This window comes from Ktedonobacter racemifer DSM 44963, from assembly GCF_000178855.1.
Classification (GTDB): Bacteria; Chloroflexota; Ktedonobacteria; order Ktedonobacterales; family Ktedonobacteraceae; genus Ktedonobacter; species Ktedonobacter racemifer.
The window spans coordinates 2,508,912-2,524,811 of record NZ_ADVG01000004.1 but is presented as its reverse complement, the minus strand read 5'-3'; the positions used below and the strand labels follow the sequence as shown (position 1 = coordinate 2,524,811).

General features: G+C 52.3%; 17 protein-coding genes and 2 pseudogenes. 13 read left to right on the top strand and 6 right to left on the bottom strand.

All coding sequences use genetic code 11. The features are described from left to right. Nucleotides 1–252: 252 nt before the first annotated feature. On the top strand, nt 253–567 hold the full coding sequence (locus KRAC_RS64345; protein ID WP_052569313.1) for a hypothetical protein: 315 nt from the start codon (nt 253–255) through the stop codon (nt 565–567). Between the two features lie 506 nt (nt 568–1,073). Here KRAC_RS64345 and KRAC_RS52950 read toward each other — a convergent pair. Then, nucleotides 1,074–2,639 carry a DUF7405 family protein gene (locus tag KRAC_RS52950; RefSeq protein WP_007921347.1) on the bottom strand — a complete coding sequence of 522 codons (1,566 nt, stop codon included), beginning with the start codon at nt 2,637–2,639 and terminating at the stop codon, nt 1,074–1,076. Nucleotides 2,640–2,672: 33 nt separating this feature from the next. Between KRAC_RS52950 and KRAC_RS73130 the strand changes: the two genes are divergently transcribed. Beyond that, nucleotides 2,673–2,888: a hypothetical protein gene (locus KRAC_RS73130; RefSeq protein WP_157508107.1), complete on the top strand. Its 216-nt coding sequence runs from the start codon at nt 2,673–2,675 to the stop codon at nt 2,886–2,888. A gap of 324 nt (nt 2,889–3,212) precedes the next feature. Beyond that, nucleotides 3,213–3,677 carry a hypothetical protein gene (locus tag KRAC_RS52945; protein WP_007921345.1) on the top strand — a complete coding sequence of 155 codons (465 nt, stop codon included), beginning with the start codon at nt 3,213–3,215 and terminating at the stop codon, nt 3,675–3,677. A gap of 19 nt (nt 3,678–3,696) precedes the next feature. Here KRAC_RS52945 and KRAC_RS52940 read toward each other — a convergent pair whose 3' ends face one another. Both KRAC_RS52940 and KRAC_RS52935 read right to left on the bottom strand, forming a co-directional pair. Beyond that, nucleotides 3,697–4,299: a dihydrofolate reductase family protein gene (locus KRAC_RS52940; protein ID WP_007921343.1), complete on the bottom strand. Its 603-nt coding sequence runs from the start codon at nt 4,297–4,299 to the stop codon at nt 3,697–3,699. A gap of 15 nt (nt 4,300–4,314) precedes the next feature. Continuing rightward, on the bottom strand, nt 4,315–4,557 hold the full coding sequence (locus KRAC_RS52935) for a hypothetical protein (protein WP_040447588.1): 243 nt from the start codon (nt 4,555–4,557) through the stop codon (nt 4,315–4,317). A gap of 466 nt (nt 4,558–5,023) precedes the next feature. On the opposite strand from KRAC_RS52935, the gene KRAC_RS52930 reads away from it, so the two are divergent. The 6 genes from KRAC_RS52930 (at nt 5,024) to KRAC_RS52905 (ending at nt 11,394) form a co-directional block, all read left to right on the top strand. Then, on the top strand, nt 5,024–5,965 hold the full coding sequence (locus KRAC_RS52930) for a class I SAM-dependent methyltransferase (RefSeq protein ID WP_007921340.1): 942 nt from the start codon (nt 5,024–5,026) through the stop codon (nt 5,963–5,965). Nucleotides 5,966–6,068: 103 nt separating this feature from the next. Next, nucleotides 6,069–7,007 (top strand): methyltransferase domain-containing protein, encoded by a 939-nt coding sequence (locus KRAC_RS52925; RefSeq protein WP_007921339.1) that lies wholly within the window; start codon nt 6,069–6,071, stop codon nt 7,005–7,007. Nucleotides 7,008–7,615: 608 nt separating this feature from the next. Next, a complete protein-coding gene (locus KRAC_RS52920) occupies nt 7,616–8,332 on the top strand; it encodes an IS6 family transposase (protein WP_007921337.1) in 717 nt (238 codons plus the stop codon). Between the two features lie 445 nt (nt 8,333–8,777). Then, a complete protein-coding gene (locus KRAC_RS52915; protein ID WP_007921336.1) occupies nt 8,778–9,494 on the top strand; it encodes an SDR family NAD(P)-dependent oxidoreductase in 717 nt (238 codons plus the stop codon). Between the two features lie 326 nt (nt 9,495–9,820). After that, entirely contained in the window at nt 9,821–10,642 is an 822-nt protein-coding gene (locus KRAC_RS52910) for an IS6 family transposase (protein WP_040447587.1), read from the top strand. Between the two features lie 59 nt (nt 10,643–10,701). Then, nucleotides 10,702–11,394 carry a class I SAM-dependent methyltransferase gene (locus KRAC_RS52905; protein WP_244422566.1) on the top strand — a complete coding sequence of 231 codons (693 nt, stop codon included), beginning with the start codon at nt 10,702–10,704 and terminating at the stop codon, nt 11,392–11,394. On the opposite strand, the gene KRAC_RS69905 is transcribed toward KRAC_RS52905, so the two are convergent. From KRAC_RS69905 to KRAC_RS52880, 3 genes are all read right to left on the bottom strand, one after another. Then, a protein-coding gene (locus KRAC_RS69905; RefSeq protein WP_476629973.1) for an IS5 family transposase occupies nt 11,276–12,120 on the bottom strand; the annotation gives its coding sequence in 2 pieces (ribosomal slippage) (nt 11,276–11,805 and nt 11,805–12,120; 846 coding nt in all). The genes KRAC_RS52905 and KRAC_RS69905 overlap by 119 nt on opposite strands. A gap of 414 nt (nt 12,121–12,534) precedes the next feature. Next, nucleotides 12,535–13,149, bottom strand: a complete 615-nt coding sequence (locus KRAC_RS52885) for a transposase (RefSeq protein ID WP_007906021.1) — start codon at nt 13,147–13,149, stop codon at nt 12,535–12,537. Next, the gene (locus KRAC_RS52880) at nt 13,149–13,667 is read right to left on the bottom strand and encodes a helix-turn-helix domain-containing protein (RefSeq protein WP_007907850.1); all 519 of its coding nucleotides are present in this window, start codon (nt 13,665–13,667) and stop codon (nt 13,149–13,151) included. Before KRAC_RS52880 ends, KRAC_RS52885 begins: the two co-directional genes overlap by 1 nt. Nucleotides 13,668–13,769: 102 nt before the next feature. On the opposite strand from KRAC_RS52880, the gene KRAC_RS73125 reads away from it, so the two are divergent. The 4 genes and pseudogenes from KRAC_RS73125 to KRAC_RS77565 form a co-directional block, all read left to right on the top strand. Continuing rightward, complete coding sequence (locus KRAC_RS73125) at nt 13,770–14,141, top strand: helix-turn-helix domain-containing protein (protein WP_075164604.1); 372 nt, start codon at nt 13,770–13,772, stop codon at nt 14,139–14,141. Continuing rightward, complete coding sequence (locus tag KRAC_RS52870; RefSeq protein ID WP_157508105.1) at nt 14,134–14,829, top strand: IS630 family transposase; 696 nt, start codon at nt 14,134–14,136, stop codon at nt 14,827–14,829. Before KRAC_RS73125 ends, KRAC_RS52870 begins: the two co-directional genes overlap by 8 nt. A 69-nt stretch (nt 14,830–14,898) precedes the next feature. Continuing rightward, nucleotides 14,899–15,318: pseudogene (locus KRAC_RS80490) on the top strand (helix-turn-helix domain-containing protein); the annotation flags it as partial. Between the two features lie 15 nt (nt 15,319–15,333). Then, nucleotides 15,334–15,864 (top strand): annotated as a pseudogene (locus tag KRAC_RS77565) (IS630 family transposase); the annotation flags it as partial. Nucleotides 15,865–15,900: the final 36 nt, after the last annotated feature.

Here is a 15,900-nt window from a genome sequence, read left to right as displayed (position 1 = left end):
CATACACCCCGTCAGGATTGGAGTTCGGGCAGTCTAGCTCTACCCATGGCGAGCGGGTCGTACGAATGCCCTGCCCTACAACGCTTTCGGACATGCACCGCTTCCCTGACACGCTTGGTCACCTTCAGCTTTCGCCTCTGGCTATGCCAGTAACCCAGAAACCTCTTCTCAGTTCCTCCTGCTTGCAGCAGGGATACCACAACGCGCCTCACGGCGCACACCGGAGATACCGTGTACGGGAGCGCACAGTCGTTGCGGGCTAGTCTGGAGACTCGCAAACAGGCGTATGCGCTGGCGGTGGCTTGCAAAGAGCACGTGGAGGTGCAAGGAACCCGCAAGCGAGTGGACCAGGTAGCGTATGGCATAGCCAGAGAAGATTGGCAGGAATTGAGTGCAGGCATAGGGAGCAAAGGACCTCGCCTCTTTGCATGGGCACGCCTTGAACTCACTGCACCAGAGATCAGCGGGTGGCAGCGCTGGCTCCTGATTCAACAAGCCTGGACGAAGGAACACAACCTGCTGAGATGGCCTATGTACTGGTTTTTGCTCCCGCTGGCACCTCTTTAGAGGAGATGGTGGAGGCTTTCGGCGCACGTTGGACGGTGGAGCAATGTTTTGAGGAAGGGAAAGGTGAAGTGGGCTTGGATGAGTACGAAGTGCGTTCCTGGCACGGATGGTACCGTCATGTGACGCTCTCCATGCTCGCATTGTCCTTTTTAACCGTTTTGCGAGCCAATGGAGAAGAAGATGCGCTTAAAAAAAGTCTGGACAGTCTTTCCAGACCCCAGAATCAGAGGAGATCGCCCCTGTTCAAGCCCACGTATCTTCTGATCTCCCTGTGATGATTCCCCTCTCTGTTGCTGAAATCCGACGGCTTTTCTCTTATCTTGTAGGCCAACGGTCTCTTCCTTTTGCGTATCGGTTGGCCTGGTCATTCTGGCGACGCACGCATCAAGCCCTCGCAAGGCGCTGCCATTACAGGCGCCGAAGCGCTATCGCAAGCCATCTACAACTGTAAGAATTTCTGATCATACGCATCCTCCACGTTCTTTTCCCTCATCGCCTCGTTGGGATCAGGTCAGAAACTCGGCTAGCGGGAAGGAGCGATGAAGACGAGATGGAACTATGTAGTTCTGCCGGTGGGTCGTGAACAGGACCGAGTTGATGCCGGCGTGGGGGGAGCGCGGTGCGACGGAGAGGGTCTGATCGGAATAGTGGCCGTCCATCGCGAGCCGAACGCGATTGAAGATTGCAATCGTCGGCTGGAAGACGATGAAGTGCAGCCCGGCGGCGGGCGTGCTGCTGTAGTGGTCTGCCGCCGGGTCGGAGGTGTAGTGGAACGGATTGTCCAGCGTATTGAAATCACCGCGCACGGGAATGGTCGTCCCCGTGGGGTAGTCCACGCCGTAGTTGCTGGTCGTCGGCGCTGTCGTGCTGTCCACCGGCGCCATGCTCCCAGTGTGGCCGTAGGCGTGGTACTGGTGGACCCCTTGCACCACATTGGCCTCACTTTGACCTGGCGGATTGAGGGTGAGCGTCCCCGGCGCAGGCGAGAGGCCGGGCTGCAACATCGCCTGGACGCGATCAGCATACGTGGGGAAGCCCTGTCCGTACCAAGTAGCCAGATCTTCAAACAGGTGGGAGAGATGCATGGTTGTACCATGCTGGAAGTAGCCGTGGGGCCACTGATCGGTCTCGCCAGGTAAGGTCTCCAGATTCGCGATGATGCCGGGACCCATATTCGACTGCAAGGTGGTGGTGAAGCCGAGGAAGACCTCAGCATAGGGAGGGATCGACTTCGCGCCAGGAATATTCGCCGCCAGCGCCAGCCTGCTCGGCAGGCTCTGTTTCCCATAGAACCCGCCCCCGGCGAAGCCTCTGCGAATACTCGTCACTTTGAACAGACTGCCCGCCTGGTTGCTTGCCGTCCCGAAAAGGGCGTTGGTGGCTTCCATAACATTCGTGAGCGAGTCACTGCGCAGTAACACGGCCACATCGTTCTGCTCCAGGTGAACCGGTCCAAAGCCAGCAGGGGGCTGGTCGCTGGGGAACGTCATGGCATCCTGGACCGCATAGACGGTATGGCCCTCGAGCTTAGATGTCACCAGGTCAACCGGCAAATAATCCGGGTAGCGCGTCCCAGCCTTGAAAAAACTAGAAGTTTTCCCCAGACTGGGGATGTAATGGTGAAAGTAGGAGAGTCCCCAGGCGACCGCGATGCCCAATCCACTGAGCGTGGGTGGAAATTGCTGTTCCAGGCCCAGCAGGACGGATTCCAGGTGGTGCTGCGCCTCCTGTAAGGTTTTCGCGTTCGCCGGGACACGCAATTTCGCGGTAATGATGTGATTGTGCAGTGGGTGTACTAAGACTGGAATCGTACCATTGCTACTGTTGATGCCGGAGCCATTGTCCTTGATAATCGGAACGTTCTGGATGATGTATTGTTCCGGCGGCAACGGTTGCGGCAACGGTTGGCCGTCCGCGAAAGCGACCTGCTCAGGTGGTTGAACCAGCGTGTCGATGAGTCCGTAGATACCTGCGGACGCCAGGGCCGCACCAAGGGTGCCTTCAAGAAAACGTCGTCGACTCTGTTTCCTGTGTGGTTCTTCTGCAATCCTCTGTTCGTCGTTCTTGGTCATGATCTCCACTCTCTTTGCTTAGAATTGTCCTCGTTGCTAACTCTGATCCGAGCAGGTCATATAGACCTCTCGGGAGTCTATGCGAAACCTTCGAGCACCCTTCGCGCTCTGATTGTGGCCTTCCATGGGGGCACCGTCTCGGCCGCTATCTTTAATGATACCATCCCTGGCGAAGCTGGCTTCATCGATACGGCGGCCTCTCTGGCTGTGTTGCCCACGAATTGCGCAACGAGGTTATTGAAGAGCTAATCCTGATCTGATGAGCGAAAATCGTTCAGAAGCAGACGTTGAATCCGTGAGAGGTGGCAGAAACAACGGGAGGAAGAGCAAAAAAGGGAGAAGAGAGGAAGAATTGAGGAACAGCCAGGAAAAGAAGACATGAAGCTTTCTTCGGATAAGCAAACTTGTCCGAGGAGAAGGAAGCCAGCGACCGTCAGCGGGAAGCTCTTGCCGGGGCCAAACCGAGCGAGGTGGCAAAGTTGTCTGGAACCCCGGACAGTTTGATCGTCACTTGCCCAGTTGTAGAACCGCGAGCATTACGAACCAGCCGCTCCCGGCCTGGGAAAGACGAGAATGCGCTCGCTGCGCACGGGACAGGATCACGTTCGCTGTGCCTGGCGAATTACACAGACACTACACGATGAAATTGCAACTGACCTAGAAAAGCGGCAGCAGGAACTGAATGACCGCCTAAAGTTGCTGACAAGCGACAATAAAGACTTTCAAGTAACCGCCTCTTATCTGTTAGACTTGGCACAACGGGCAGAAATGCTATTCAAAGAGAGCGATGACGACCTACGACAGAAGTTATTGGAATACGTACTTTCAAACATTGAATTAACGGACAAGAAGTTGTCTTATATACTCAACGACCCCTTTAAGTCCATTGTTGAGGCAAAGAAAAAGAGCCTTTCGGCTCAAAATCCAAACATTTGGTGCAGGATAGTTGACGCATTTCAAACATCTGCTATCACTGCTACCAATGATTACAAACGAAAACACCTGGTGAAGATATTCAGCTTATCTGGGGAATTATGAAATGAATGAGTGAGCTGCCCTAAGCCCCAACAGTGCCTGTCTTCACTTCTCCGGCTCGCTCATAATTGGCGAAAATCGCACCATTTGGCGTAACCAAACTGTCTGTTACTGTAAAGGCTGCAGGAAGAGTGCCCTCACTAAACAAACGCTTGCCGTTGCCGAGCGTGACGGGGAAAGTCTTCAACCACAGCTCATCAACCAGATCATATTTGAGGAGTGTCTGGATCAGGTTGCCGCTGCCGTGAACTTGGATATCAGAGCCTTCTGAATTCTTGAGCTTTTTGATGTCATCGATGCTTTTCAGAAAAACTGAGTTTTTCCAATCTGATTTGTCCATGGTATTACTCATCACATATTTTGTGACGTCATTGATGCCAGGCCACATGTCTGCATGCTCAGGCCAATAGGAAGCAAAAAACTCAAATGTTTTCCTGCCTAAAAGAAGATCTGCAGGCTTCATATATTTTGCCATGAACGAACCCGCCGCTTCGTCAGCTTCGGCAAAATACGGCGCAGTCCAACCGCCATATTTGAAGCCGTCGGAAGTGTCTTCGTCAGGTCTACCAGGAGCTTGCATGACGCCATCAAGCGTGAGGAACATGTGGACGATAATTTTTCTCATGAAAAGCACTCCTTATCAATTGTTGGGTGATGGGAGAAAGGCGATGTCGCCGGTCTCTCCTATGGATCTCGTGTTCATGTGTGCGCGACAAAGCTCTGCGCGTTTCTTCTCTGCTCGGCTCCACATGACGAACGTTGCTCGCTTTCGGAGCATAGCATGAGGGCACGAAACAAACTTCTCCCATCTTGCTCTCTTCTCAAAGAGACGATCTTCCGCAGAGGTCTGGATGCGGACCGAGGTATCGGCGATATCGTTCATAGGTACCTCGCTTCTCGACGAAGGATGGTGTTCTTGCTCACCACCGAGAGCGTGTGCGCAAGGCTGTAGCGGCCTTTTTCTTAACGGGTCACTCCCTCGACACGCTCGTTGCGCAACTCGTGGTTTTTTCCAATGAATGCGAAATGCCCCAACCGTAATCAGCGTATGACTTGACACTGTTCCCCCCTCATCTCGTTGTGCAATCTGTATGACTTTCCCACCTCGTGGTTCCCCTTCGGTTTTTGGTGAACCAGTTTCCCGTAAGATAACGTGAGGACATGAGCAAAAAGTATTGTAAAGGATTTTGCAAGCCCTTGATTCTCTTTTGAGATACATCTCTCCTTCTTCATCTTGAAAGGATTTACGAATTGCTCCGAACAATGTATTGTGCTACTGGAAAATAATTGTATAATCGTACATGTCTATTTATTATCGGCATCGTAGAAAGGAAGGTCCAAAAGAGCGTATGCGATGGGTTTCTGATGAACCACCACCGTCTCAAGAAAATCTGGCTCAGCGCGGAACCCTCTCAACCCCTGGCGCTCTCGGCGAACGTCCTCCGAGCAGCGACCAAGCCTTCAATGATCCGAAAGCACCGTATCTTTTACCAATAGATCTCACATCTCTCCGTCCAGAGGATTATTTGCACTATTTTTTTCGCCAGGTCTTCAAAGGCAACTCCCTGGTACCTCTTGCTTTTGGCAAAGAGAGCCGCATGCTCGACGTTGGCACCGGGACAGGTTGTTGGGCCATCGAGATGGCAGAGGCTCTGCCCAACGTACAGGTCTACGGTCTGGATCTGCAAGCACCTCAGGATGCTTCGGCCAGATCACACAGACACAACCACCACCCAGCAAATTATCATTTCCAACCAGGAAATGTTCTCAAGCACTTGCCTTTCCGTGAGGAATGTTTTGCTTTCGTGCACCAACGCTTTCTTCTCGCAAGCATTCCTCCGGCTCAATGGTATGCTGTTCTCCGCGAACTGATGCGCGTGACACGTCCCGGTGGGTGGATCGAACTGGTCGAGGGAGGGACTGTGCTTCTCGATCAGGGGCCAGCGACCAGACAGTGGTTTTCCTGGTGGGAAGCTCTGGCAGCGCGGTCGGGTCTCGATCTGTCTCGAAGTAGCCACCTTGGTGAACTCGTCCAGCAGGTCGGGCTTACCTGTCGCAGCTCGGTCATTGACCTCCCTGTTGGAGCCTGGGGAAGGCAGGTTGGTTTGCTCCTACAGCGTCACATGCTGACCGTCTATGATGATTTTGCCGCACATGCTCAATATTCCGGCATTGCTCCAACCCAGTTGCAGGCGGTACGTACTCAATTGCAGGATGAGTGGCAGACGAGACGCAGTCAAGCGCGCTTTTTCGTTGTTCTGGCCGAGAAGAGGCGTCCTGGCTCTCCTTAGCCAGGATTGTGAGTGGAGGCGACAGGCAAGCTGCCGCTGCTCTCCTTACAAGATCACGCATCTTCGCACCATTTTATCTTGAGAAAGTAGGAATCACGATTTTATGGCATGGTTTTTTCGTCGCAAACGCCCAAAGACCCAGCAGACGGCTGTACTCACCGATCCCAGCAGCATTCTGAGCGCCGCAACGGTCAATGAGCAATATATTGGCACACGGCGGTTCGTGAATGCGCCAGACGCGCCCTATCAGCTTCCGAAAGATCTGACTGATCTCCAGCGCCTTGATTTCCAGCATTTTATCCTTCGCCAGGCGCTGATGGGCAATTATGTCGCGCCCATTCACCCTGGCGAGAGGAGTCAGATTCTGGATGTGGGAACCGGGACAGGCCGCTGGGCCATCGAAATGGCCCAAAATTTCCCCCAAGCTCAGGTTTTCGGGGTGGATCTGGAAGAGAGCCGGGATATTACCGGTCACCAGTCAAGCACCCCGCTCAACTATCACTTTCAGGCCGGCAACGTCCTGCAAGGCTTGCCTTTTCTGGATGGAACCTTTGATTTCGTCCATCAACGTTTGCTGGTCACTGGTATTCCCTTTGCCCGTTGGGGTGACGTGATTCGAGAGCTTCTCCGCGTCACGAAAGCTGGTGGCTGGATAGAAATGGTTGAGGCTGGGTCTACCTTTGTCAACAGTGGTGCTGCGACGGCGCAGTGGTCAGCCTGGAGTAATACTTTAATGAAGCCCGCAGGCATCGATGTCTACCAGATCACGCAATTAGGCGCGATTGTCCAGCAAAATGGCCTGGCCTGTGAAAGTCGCGTGTATAACATTCCTATCGGGGCGTGGGGAGGCAGAATCGGAACGATGTTACAGCAAGATTTGCTCTCCATTTATGAGAGCCTGGTTCCCCGTTACCAGAAGGCACTCGGTGTCTCACCAGCGAGTACGAATCTGGTGCGTCAGCAGCTGATCCAGGAGTGGGAACGGCAGCAGACGTTGTTCAGCGTGTTTGTGGTGTGGGGACAAAAACAGGAGACTTACTGAATGCTCAGTTCGTTTCCCTTTCTCTAGATTCTATTTCTCTCTGTATTGCTTATAACTCTCAAGAGAATGTGCGTAAGGGATATTCGCTCGTGGACATGCGAAAATCCCTCGCAGAAGCTCTCTCCTCTCGGTTGTTTCATCGGAATGGTCGTCGGCCTTCTGGTATCTTGCATCTTTCCTGTTTTTCCTTGACGACAAAACCGATGGAGAACGACCGAGTTGGAGAGAACCCGAGAATTCAATCGGCCTCTGGAGCAGGCTGAGGAGCCTGGCAGAGAAGAATGGAAGAGTATTGGCGGTTCCCGAATGCGCTACCACACTCAGCAATACATTTGTCTTGTTCCGCTTGAGAAGCGGGGCAGGGCGATTTGCTTTTGGGGAATTTTTGTTGAGTACGCTTCCCAAAGAAGGAATACTCAGCAGTAGAGAGCAGCCTCTCAGGCTCCTGAATGAGCCTAATGTAAGAGCAGGCGCCTTCGCAGTTTTATCCTGTTTTACAGCAATATACACAGTAGCAGCCTTCTACCGCAGAAATTTTGATGTGCGTTTGTCCATGAATTGATATTGTCAACTTGGAACGTAGCTGAACAATGTGCTAACATGGCTTCATGAAAACAACCACCACTGCCCCCGATTACAGAGGCTACCGCTTTCCGCCTGAAATCATCAGCCATGCTGTGTGGCTATATTTCCGCTTCTCGCTCAGTTTTCGCGATGTCGAAGAGCTTCTGGCACAGCGCGGAATCGTCGTGACCTACGAAACCGTGCGCCAGTGGTGCTTGAAGTTTGGGCAGACGTACGCGAACGAACTCCGCCGCCGTCGCCCTCGGTGTGGGGACAAGTGGCACCTGGATGAGGTCTTTCTCACCATCAATGGGAAAAGGTCGTATCTGTGGCGAGCCGTCGATCAGGACGGCAACGTGCTAGATATCCTGGTGCAGAGCTGGCGGAACACACACGCGGCGAAACGCTTTTTCCGCAAACTTCTCAAAGGGTTGCAATACGTTCCTCGTGTAATCATTACCGATAAGCTGAGGAGCTATGGCGCGGCCAAACGCGAGATTCTGCCTGGCGTAGAGCACCGGCAGCACAAAAGGCTCAACAACCGGGCGAAAAATTCTCACCAACCGACGCGCCTGCGTGAAAAGAAGATGCGGAAATTCAAATCGGCCAAACAGGCCCAACGTTTTCTCTCCGCCTTTAGCCTCATCGCCGGACATTTTCAACTACGAAGGCATCGGTTGCATGCCGGGGAATACCGCGCCATTTTGCAGAGCCGATTCCAGCAATGGAATGAGGTCACTGGCGTTAAACCAATCGCATAACCACACAGACCTTCCCACTTCTCATCGCCTTTCCAGCGATTTTCCCCTTAGAGCTCATCAATATCTTTCCTTTTTACCAATAAGTTAACAATATCTATTCCTTCCCTCAAACAATCACTTGACAAAACGGAGCATCGTTCCGTATAATATTAGCGGAGCATTGCTCCGCTAATATTATACCATACGCAAAAGAGTTGGAAGGAGAGTCCCAATCCACTGGGTCGAATTGAATCCAGGTGAAGCTCTCAGAAGCGCAGTCGCGATTTCTGCTCGATTCGGTCGCGGACAACCTTCGAGGCTATCAGAGCCCTTGGCGAGGCGTTAGACGTCCCGCGACGGTGTCTCGGATATGGGGGAAGCTTAGCGGCTTCGCCCCACAAGGCTAATAGCTTAGCGAACTCCTATCGGACCAGCTCTTTATTCAAGAGAAAGGGGATTTCTTCTTATGGATATTCAGGATAAAGTCGTTCTCATTACAGGTGCATCCGGAGGCATTGGTCTGGCTACCGCACGTCTCTTTGCGGAGGCCGGAGCAAAGGTCGCACTTGCGGCACGTTCTGCCGATACCCTTACTACCATTGTCAATGAGCTTCATGAGCAACATCGTGAGGCTATCGCGGTTCCCACCGATTTGCGCAATAAGGATGCGATTGAGGCTCTGGTGGACCGCGTTTTTCAGCAGTATGGACGAATTGATATTCTCATCAATAATGCGGGACAAACCGTGCTTGGCAACGTGGCTGATGTAGATATCGATCAGTTTCGCCAGATTTTTGAGCTCAATGTGCTTGGCCCTGTAGAAGCGATGCAGGCTATCATCCCAAAGATGCGTCAAAACGGCGGAGGTCTGATCATCAACGTCAGTTCGATTGTTACAAAAATGCACCTGCCCGCCATTAGTGCATACGCCGCGACAAAAGCTGCCCTTAATATGATCTCTGATACTGCACGAGAGGAATTAGCTTCAGAGAATATTCGCATAACAACGATGTTGCCTCGTGCAACGGCAACGAATTTCGGCAAAAATAGCTTAGCAACTCCAAAGACAAATCAGCTGCGCCCACCACAAGGCGGACCAGAACCCGATAGTGCTGAAGCTGTGGCCCAGAAGATTCTCGAGGCAGCACGCAATGAGCCGCACGAGCAATATATGGATCGTTAAGTGTAAATAAATTTGCTTCGTGGGCCAAAATTGGACAATTCGATGGGTGTGTGCCCAGGCGACTGAAACGGCCAGTAGAGCGAGATGAGTTCTTTTTTAAGTGCTGAATATACCTCTTTTACCTGTCTTGCCCCCCATTTAATTATCCAATTTGGGCCCACAAAGCGCCGTGATCTACACTCAACTCAACTCAAAAACACGAGAAGGATGCTCTCAGAATGAAAACGAATGAAGGATTCTGTCAGAACTGGGAAGAAGGCTTGTCATGGAGATCATTTGTGAGGTATCCTCAGAAAAACAAGAACTCATCGGAGAAGGAATACTTCATGAACTGCCCGCATTGCACCTCAACCACCATCAAAGAGCAAACCCAGAAGACGACGCTCGGTTATCGCACGTTCCGTTGCCCAGCATGTAAGCGCCTCTTCAACGAGCGCACAGGAACGCCGTTCAATTTCCTGGAATATCCCACCGATGTGGTTCTTCTCGTTGTCCTGTGGCGACTCCGCTACAAGTTGAGCCTGCGGGATCTGGCTGAAATGTTTCTGGAGAGGGGCCTCGTGTTCACGCATGAAACTGTTCGAGAATGGGAAACACGCTTTGCCCCTTTCATAGCCGAACAATTGCGAGCAAGACGACACGGCCACGCCGGGACTTCCTGGCATGTTGATGAAACGTACATCAAAGTGCATGGCAAATGGTGTTATCTTTACCGAGCCATCGACCATGACGGTCATCTGGTGGATTCCATGTTGAGCGAGAAGCGAAATATGGAGGCAGCGCAGCGGTTTTTCAATCAAGCAGTTGCTGTGGTTGGGCATGCCCCAGAGTCTGTCACAACAGATGGGCACCGTTCCTATCCACGAGCTATCCGCGAGACCATGGGCAATCATGTCCGGCATCGGACGAACAAGTACCTCAACAATCGTCTGGAACAAGACCACCGAGACATCAAACAGCAGTACTATCCTATGCATGGATTTGGAACATTTGAGGCGGCAGCACGTTTTTGTTCTGCTTTTGACGAGTTACGGAATTATCTCCGTCCGCGCTCCATCACGGGAGAATCGATCTCACTCTCCGAACGACGAAGAGCTTTCCTCGATCGGCTTGTGGCCTTGCAAGCACTCCTCCAAGCAGCCTCATAGCAAGAGACAAGTTGTGATCAGCAGGCCCTGGACTTTGATGAGCTTCTGTATTCTGAGTTTTGACAGAACCCTACCAGAGTGATTGGGCCAGACTCTTACTTGGTGACTCATTCCATCCAGGGGGAACAGCGTTAACCGAGTATCTTGGGACTCTACTTTCCCTGGGATCTGATCAGCGTGTACTGGATGTCGCTGCCGGGCAGGGGGCAAGCGCGATTCATCTGGCACAGCGTTTCGGTTGTAGTGTCCTGGGTATAGAGTATAGCAGCGTGGCTGTAGAGAATGCCTCACAGGCAGTGCTGGCCACAGGAGTTGCCCATCTAGTGACGTTTGAGCAGGGGGATGCCGAAAACTTGCCGGTACCTGCGGCAAGTTTTGATGTGGTTCTTTGTGAGTGTGCATTCTGTACGTTCCCCCAAAAAGCGATGGCGGCTTCTGAGTTTGTGCGTGTTCTGAGGCCAGGAGGACGGGTAGGGTTGAGCGATCTTACACGTAAGGGTGATATTCCTGCAGATCTGCAAGGACTGCTGGCATGGATTGCCTGTATTGCTGACGCACAGCCGCTTGAGGACTATGTGCACTATCTTACAGAAGCAGGCTTGACAGTCCAACTAGAGACTGTATGTAAAGGCTTCAAGATGGGGCTCTCGCTAGGCGACGCAGAAGCAAGCGGATCTGAGACGCGTAAATCCAACTTTCGCTGCTTTCTGGCAAGAACTCGTAGTCCTTGCAGAGCCGACGGCAGAAGGTGAGCCAAGCAAAGGTCCGTTCGACCACCCAGCGGCGCGGAAGGACTCCTCGGAAACCGGTATGCAAAGGAGGAAGTCGTCGCCACTCAAAGCGCAGATGAGCCAGATCATTGATGTCGCCTATGGGAACCCACTCTCCTCGGGAACGAGGGGGATGTTGGACGACGGTAACGCTCCACCCCAAATGCTCTTCTATCCAGGTTTTCCCACTTCCCGTGTAGCCTTGGTCAACCCAGACGTGCTCGAGGCGAGGATAGCGAGCTTGAACCCCCTGTAGGAACGCAACCGCTGCTCGATCTTGCACATCTGCCGTATGAACCTTCAGATGCAGGATCAATCCCAACGTATCAACGAGAACCTGACGTTTTCGCCCGTTTATTTTCTTGCCGCCATCATAGCCACGGGTCCCCCTTTTTGACTCGTCTTGACCGTTTGACTGTCGAGAATGGCGGCACTGGGGGGAGGTTCTCGCCCTTGCTGTTTCCTTTGAGCCTCTCTCAGAACAGTATGCATCCTTTCCCAACTCCCGTTCCTGCACCACGTACGGAAGTAGGTCCAGACGGTTGACCAGGGCGGGAACTCACGAGGAAGCATGCGCCATTGGCAACCGCTTCTCAAGATATACAGAATCGCATTCACGATTTCCCTCATGTTCACCGCTCGTGGTCGTCCACCTAGCCTGGCGGGCGGGATCAAGGGTTCCAAGATTGCCCATTCCTCATCACTCATATCGCGCGGGATAGGCACGCCATCTCATGGAAGTCCTCCTGCTTGAGATAAACGTCCCTGCTCAGTTTCTTTGACACTCCTCTCCCTTTCAATTTTACCGCTTTACATACAGTCTCTAGTAGAGCAGCATGACGATGCCTTATCCGACATGGTGCGAAACATCCAGGGGAAACTCCTGGGAACAGAGTTACTGGTAAAGCTCAAAAAGCTCCAGCTTCCTATGGAAATCAACTTTGAGGAGGCCAAAAAGATGGCAAAAGCTGCGGCAACAGCTATAAAGGCGCAACAATTTGGTTATGCAATAGTCGCCGCAGAGGAACAATCAAAATCTATTGGTACTCTCTGAAATTTTCATGGCTTGCGCAACCTTCCCTTTTAACTATGCGTATAATCCTTCTTGTTCCTAATGCATAATTACGAAACCTTTTCGGAAAGAACAAGATGTGGCTCATAGGAACATCCAAAGTAGGCACAGACTCGTGCGGCAAGCTGTTTGGCGGTAAGCAGCCCATCATGTTCGACTACATTGCGTTTGGCATGGACCCATTTGGGCTCAATGGGATTGAGCCAAGGGCTTTTCGTGGGCAGAAACAAAGGCAGAATACGCACGCCCTTGCCCTCGGCTTTGACCAGGCTGTTGTGCTCTCTGATCCAGGTCCGCACCATCTTGCTCACGTGAAAGGAGGCATTATCCCAGATCAGCAGCCAAGAAGTCTTGTTTTGAGCTTGTAGTCGAGTGCAACACCACTCCAGAAATTGGGTGGTGATGGCGCTGACGGGGCGTCCGGTCACGAAGCGCAGCGACATCTGTTTGCGAATCGGATCATCGATCGGTCCCTGTTGCCACAATACTCCATAACAGGCGAGAGCTTTGGGATCAGGATCACCTTTTTGCCACGTCTGTTCCACCAAGCGCACGGGTTGATCTTTCCCTTGCCAGGCGGACAGACGAGGAAGAGCGAACCTGCTCCACCACACCTCGTCCACAAACCCGATGACCCAGCCTGGTTGGGTGCTCGCCCAGGCCATCAGCCGATCGCGTGCGTTTTTTTTTGCTGGTACTGGGGGTCGGGGCTGGTAATCCAGTGTTTGGCACGCTTCCAATTGGTCCCTAAGCTTTGGAGCGCTCGGCGCACGCTCGCCACCGACGTTTTGTGGGGGATAATGCCCTGCTCGAAACTGATCTTGGCCGCCAGTTCCAAGGTCCACAGGCCACGGTCGAGTCCAAAGTCGTGGGGACTGCGGTGCAAGAGCGCTTTCAACCGCTCGGCCGCTTCGATGGTGAAGGTCGTTCGGAGTCGATGGGGACGCGAAGACCCCTCTTTGAGCACGGTGAGTCCAGCTATATTGAAGCCTTTGATCGCATTGCGAACGGTCTGGTCGTCGCAGCCCAGATACTTGGCGATAGCGGGGGCGCGCTCCCCACGGGCAGACGCGAGCAATATTTGGCTGCGTCGCAACACGAAGGCATTGGACGAACGCAACCCCGCCTGGATCTGGCTGTGTTCGTCTTTGGTCAGTGGTCGAATAAAAATGGGGGCTTTCATGCCCTCTATGATACCACATTTCCTATGACCTTTCGTCAGAATGCACTAAGTACAACCACACAAGTTCTGCGGTATCAGGTATACTCTGAGCAGGAGGGAACCATGAAAGCGCTTCAGATGCCTGAATTGACAGAAGCACAGCAGACCGAGTTAGCAGAAGTCTATCGATGCACAAAAGATGTAAGAATGCGCACACGTACCCAAATTGTGTTGCTAGCTTGTGAACAGTACTTTACAGCTCCACGTATTGCAGCTATTGTCCGTGAAAACGATGAGACGATACAACGTTGGCTCAAACGCTACCTGGTTTTGGGGATCGAAGGATTGCAAGATCGGCCCAGGACAGGCGCACCTTCGAAAACAACGAAGACATATGAAGAGCAGTTACTCGAAGCCGTTCGACGGCGACCTCGTAGTCTCCGAGCAGCCGTATTCGATGTGAACCCTCCAACGCTTAGCCGATTACATGGCTGAGCACACAGGCATCACTGCCTCCTCTGAGACGATTCGTCGTCGTCTGGCAGCTCATGAGATTGTTTTTAGCCAGCCTCAACACACCATTAGTAGCCCTGACCCTGATTATGCAGTCAAAAAGAAGACTATTGAAGAGGTCCGAGATGGAGTCAAAGAAGGAGAAGTCTTCTATTATGCGGATGAGTTCAATGTGAGTCTGCTGCCAACCTTACGTGCGTTATGGAGTCCAAAGGGACAGCAGGTGATGATCCACACACCTGGTCAGCAAGCCACCTCTTACGGCATTGGTGCCGTCAATTATTACACTGGCGAAACTGTGGTCCTGTTCCAATCTCACAAGCGACGCCAGGAGATTGCGCAATTGCTGAAAGCCCTGGCTGAGAAACATCCGATGGAAACGATCTATGTAGCTTGGGACAATGCCAACACGCATGAGGATGAGGAAGTAGATGTGGTTGTTCAGGCAGCTGAGGGACGATTAGTCCTATTGTACTTACCGACCTACAGCCCCTGGCTCAATTCCATCGAGATGCTTTGGCGACATTTTCGTCGGGAAGTCACCCATTGTGAACTCTTTGAGACGATGCAAGCTTTGCTGACAGCAGCTCAGGATTTCTTCAACCGCTATAATCAATTTCCGGGGAAAATCTTGTTAATTATTGGTTCTCATGCTGCAAAACTTGTGTGACCGTACTTACTGACCTCGACAGAGAGAGGTAAAGAATGAGTAGGGAAAGCCGATTGGCGAGAAGAAAGGCGCAAACGCGCCTGGGTCCTCAAACATGAGGGATGGAAACAAAAAGATAGTGCCGTGGCATTGGGAGTGAGCGAAGGAGCCGTGAGCCAATGGATCAAACAAGGAAGAGAAGGGGGAGAAAAAGCCCTCAAAGCGCATCCTGCAAAAGGAGCGACACCTCGCTTGACGGCTGAACAGAAGGCGCACATTCCGACGTTGTTGGCGAAAGGAGCACCAGCCTATGGGTTTGTCGGGGAGGTCTGGAATAGTCGAAGACTGGCCCAAGTGATCAAACGAGAGTTCAAGGTGAGCTATCATCCCGACCATTGTGGTCGCTTGTCCGCGAGATGGGGTACAGTATACAAAAAACGGTGGAACGAGCAACACAACGTAATGAGGAGGCAATTGAAGACTGGAAAGAACATGAGTGGCCTGCTCTGAAAAAAAGCCGCACAAGAAAGGCGAACAATCGTTTTTGTAGACGAATCAGGCTTTTATCTTCTGCCGATGATAGTAAGAACCTACTCCCCGAGAGGACAGACCCCGACAGTGCGTGTCAAGTTGACCAGCGATCATCTCTCGACAATTGGAGGCATCACCCAAGAGGGGCGAATCTTCATGCAAACACAAGAGCACGCCTATAGAGCCGAAGAGGTCGTACGATTTTTACGAGCCTTACTCCGCAAGATCTCAGGCAAGTTGCTCATTATTTGGGATGGCTCGCCAATCCATCGCGCGAATGTGATCAAAACCTTTCTCTCCAGTCTAATAGGGAAACGGGTGCATCTCGAGCGGTTGCCTGGCTATGCTCCTGACCTCAATCCTCAGGAATACGTGTGGAATCTCCTCAAACGCCGCGAACTCAAAAACCTGTGTTGCCAGGATCTCACTCACCTCAACCAAGAGCTTGTGCGTGCCAAAGAGCGCCTGCGTCATCGACGCGATATCCTTCAACGTTGTTTTTCTTATGCACTTGGTGAAGTTTAGTTGGACGAGGTCAGTAGTAGTGATCGCTGGGTCTGT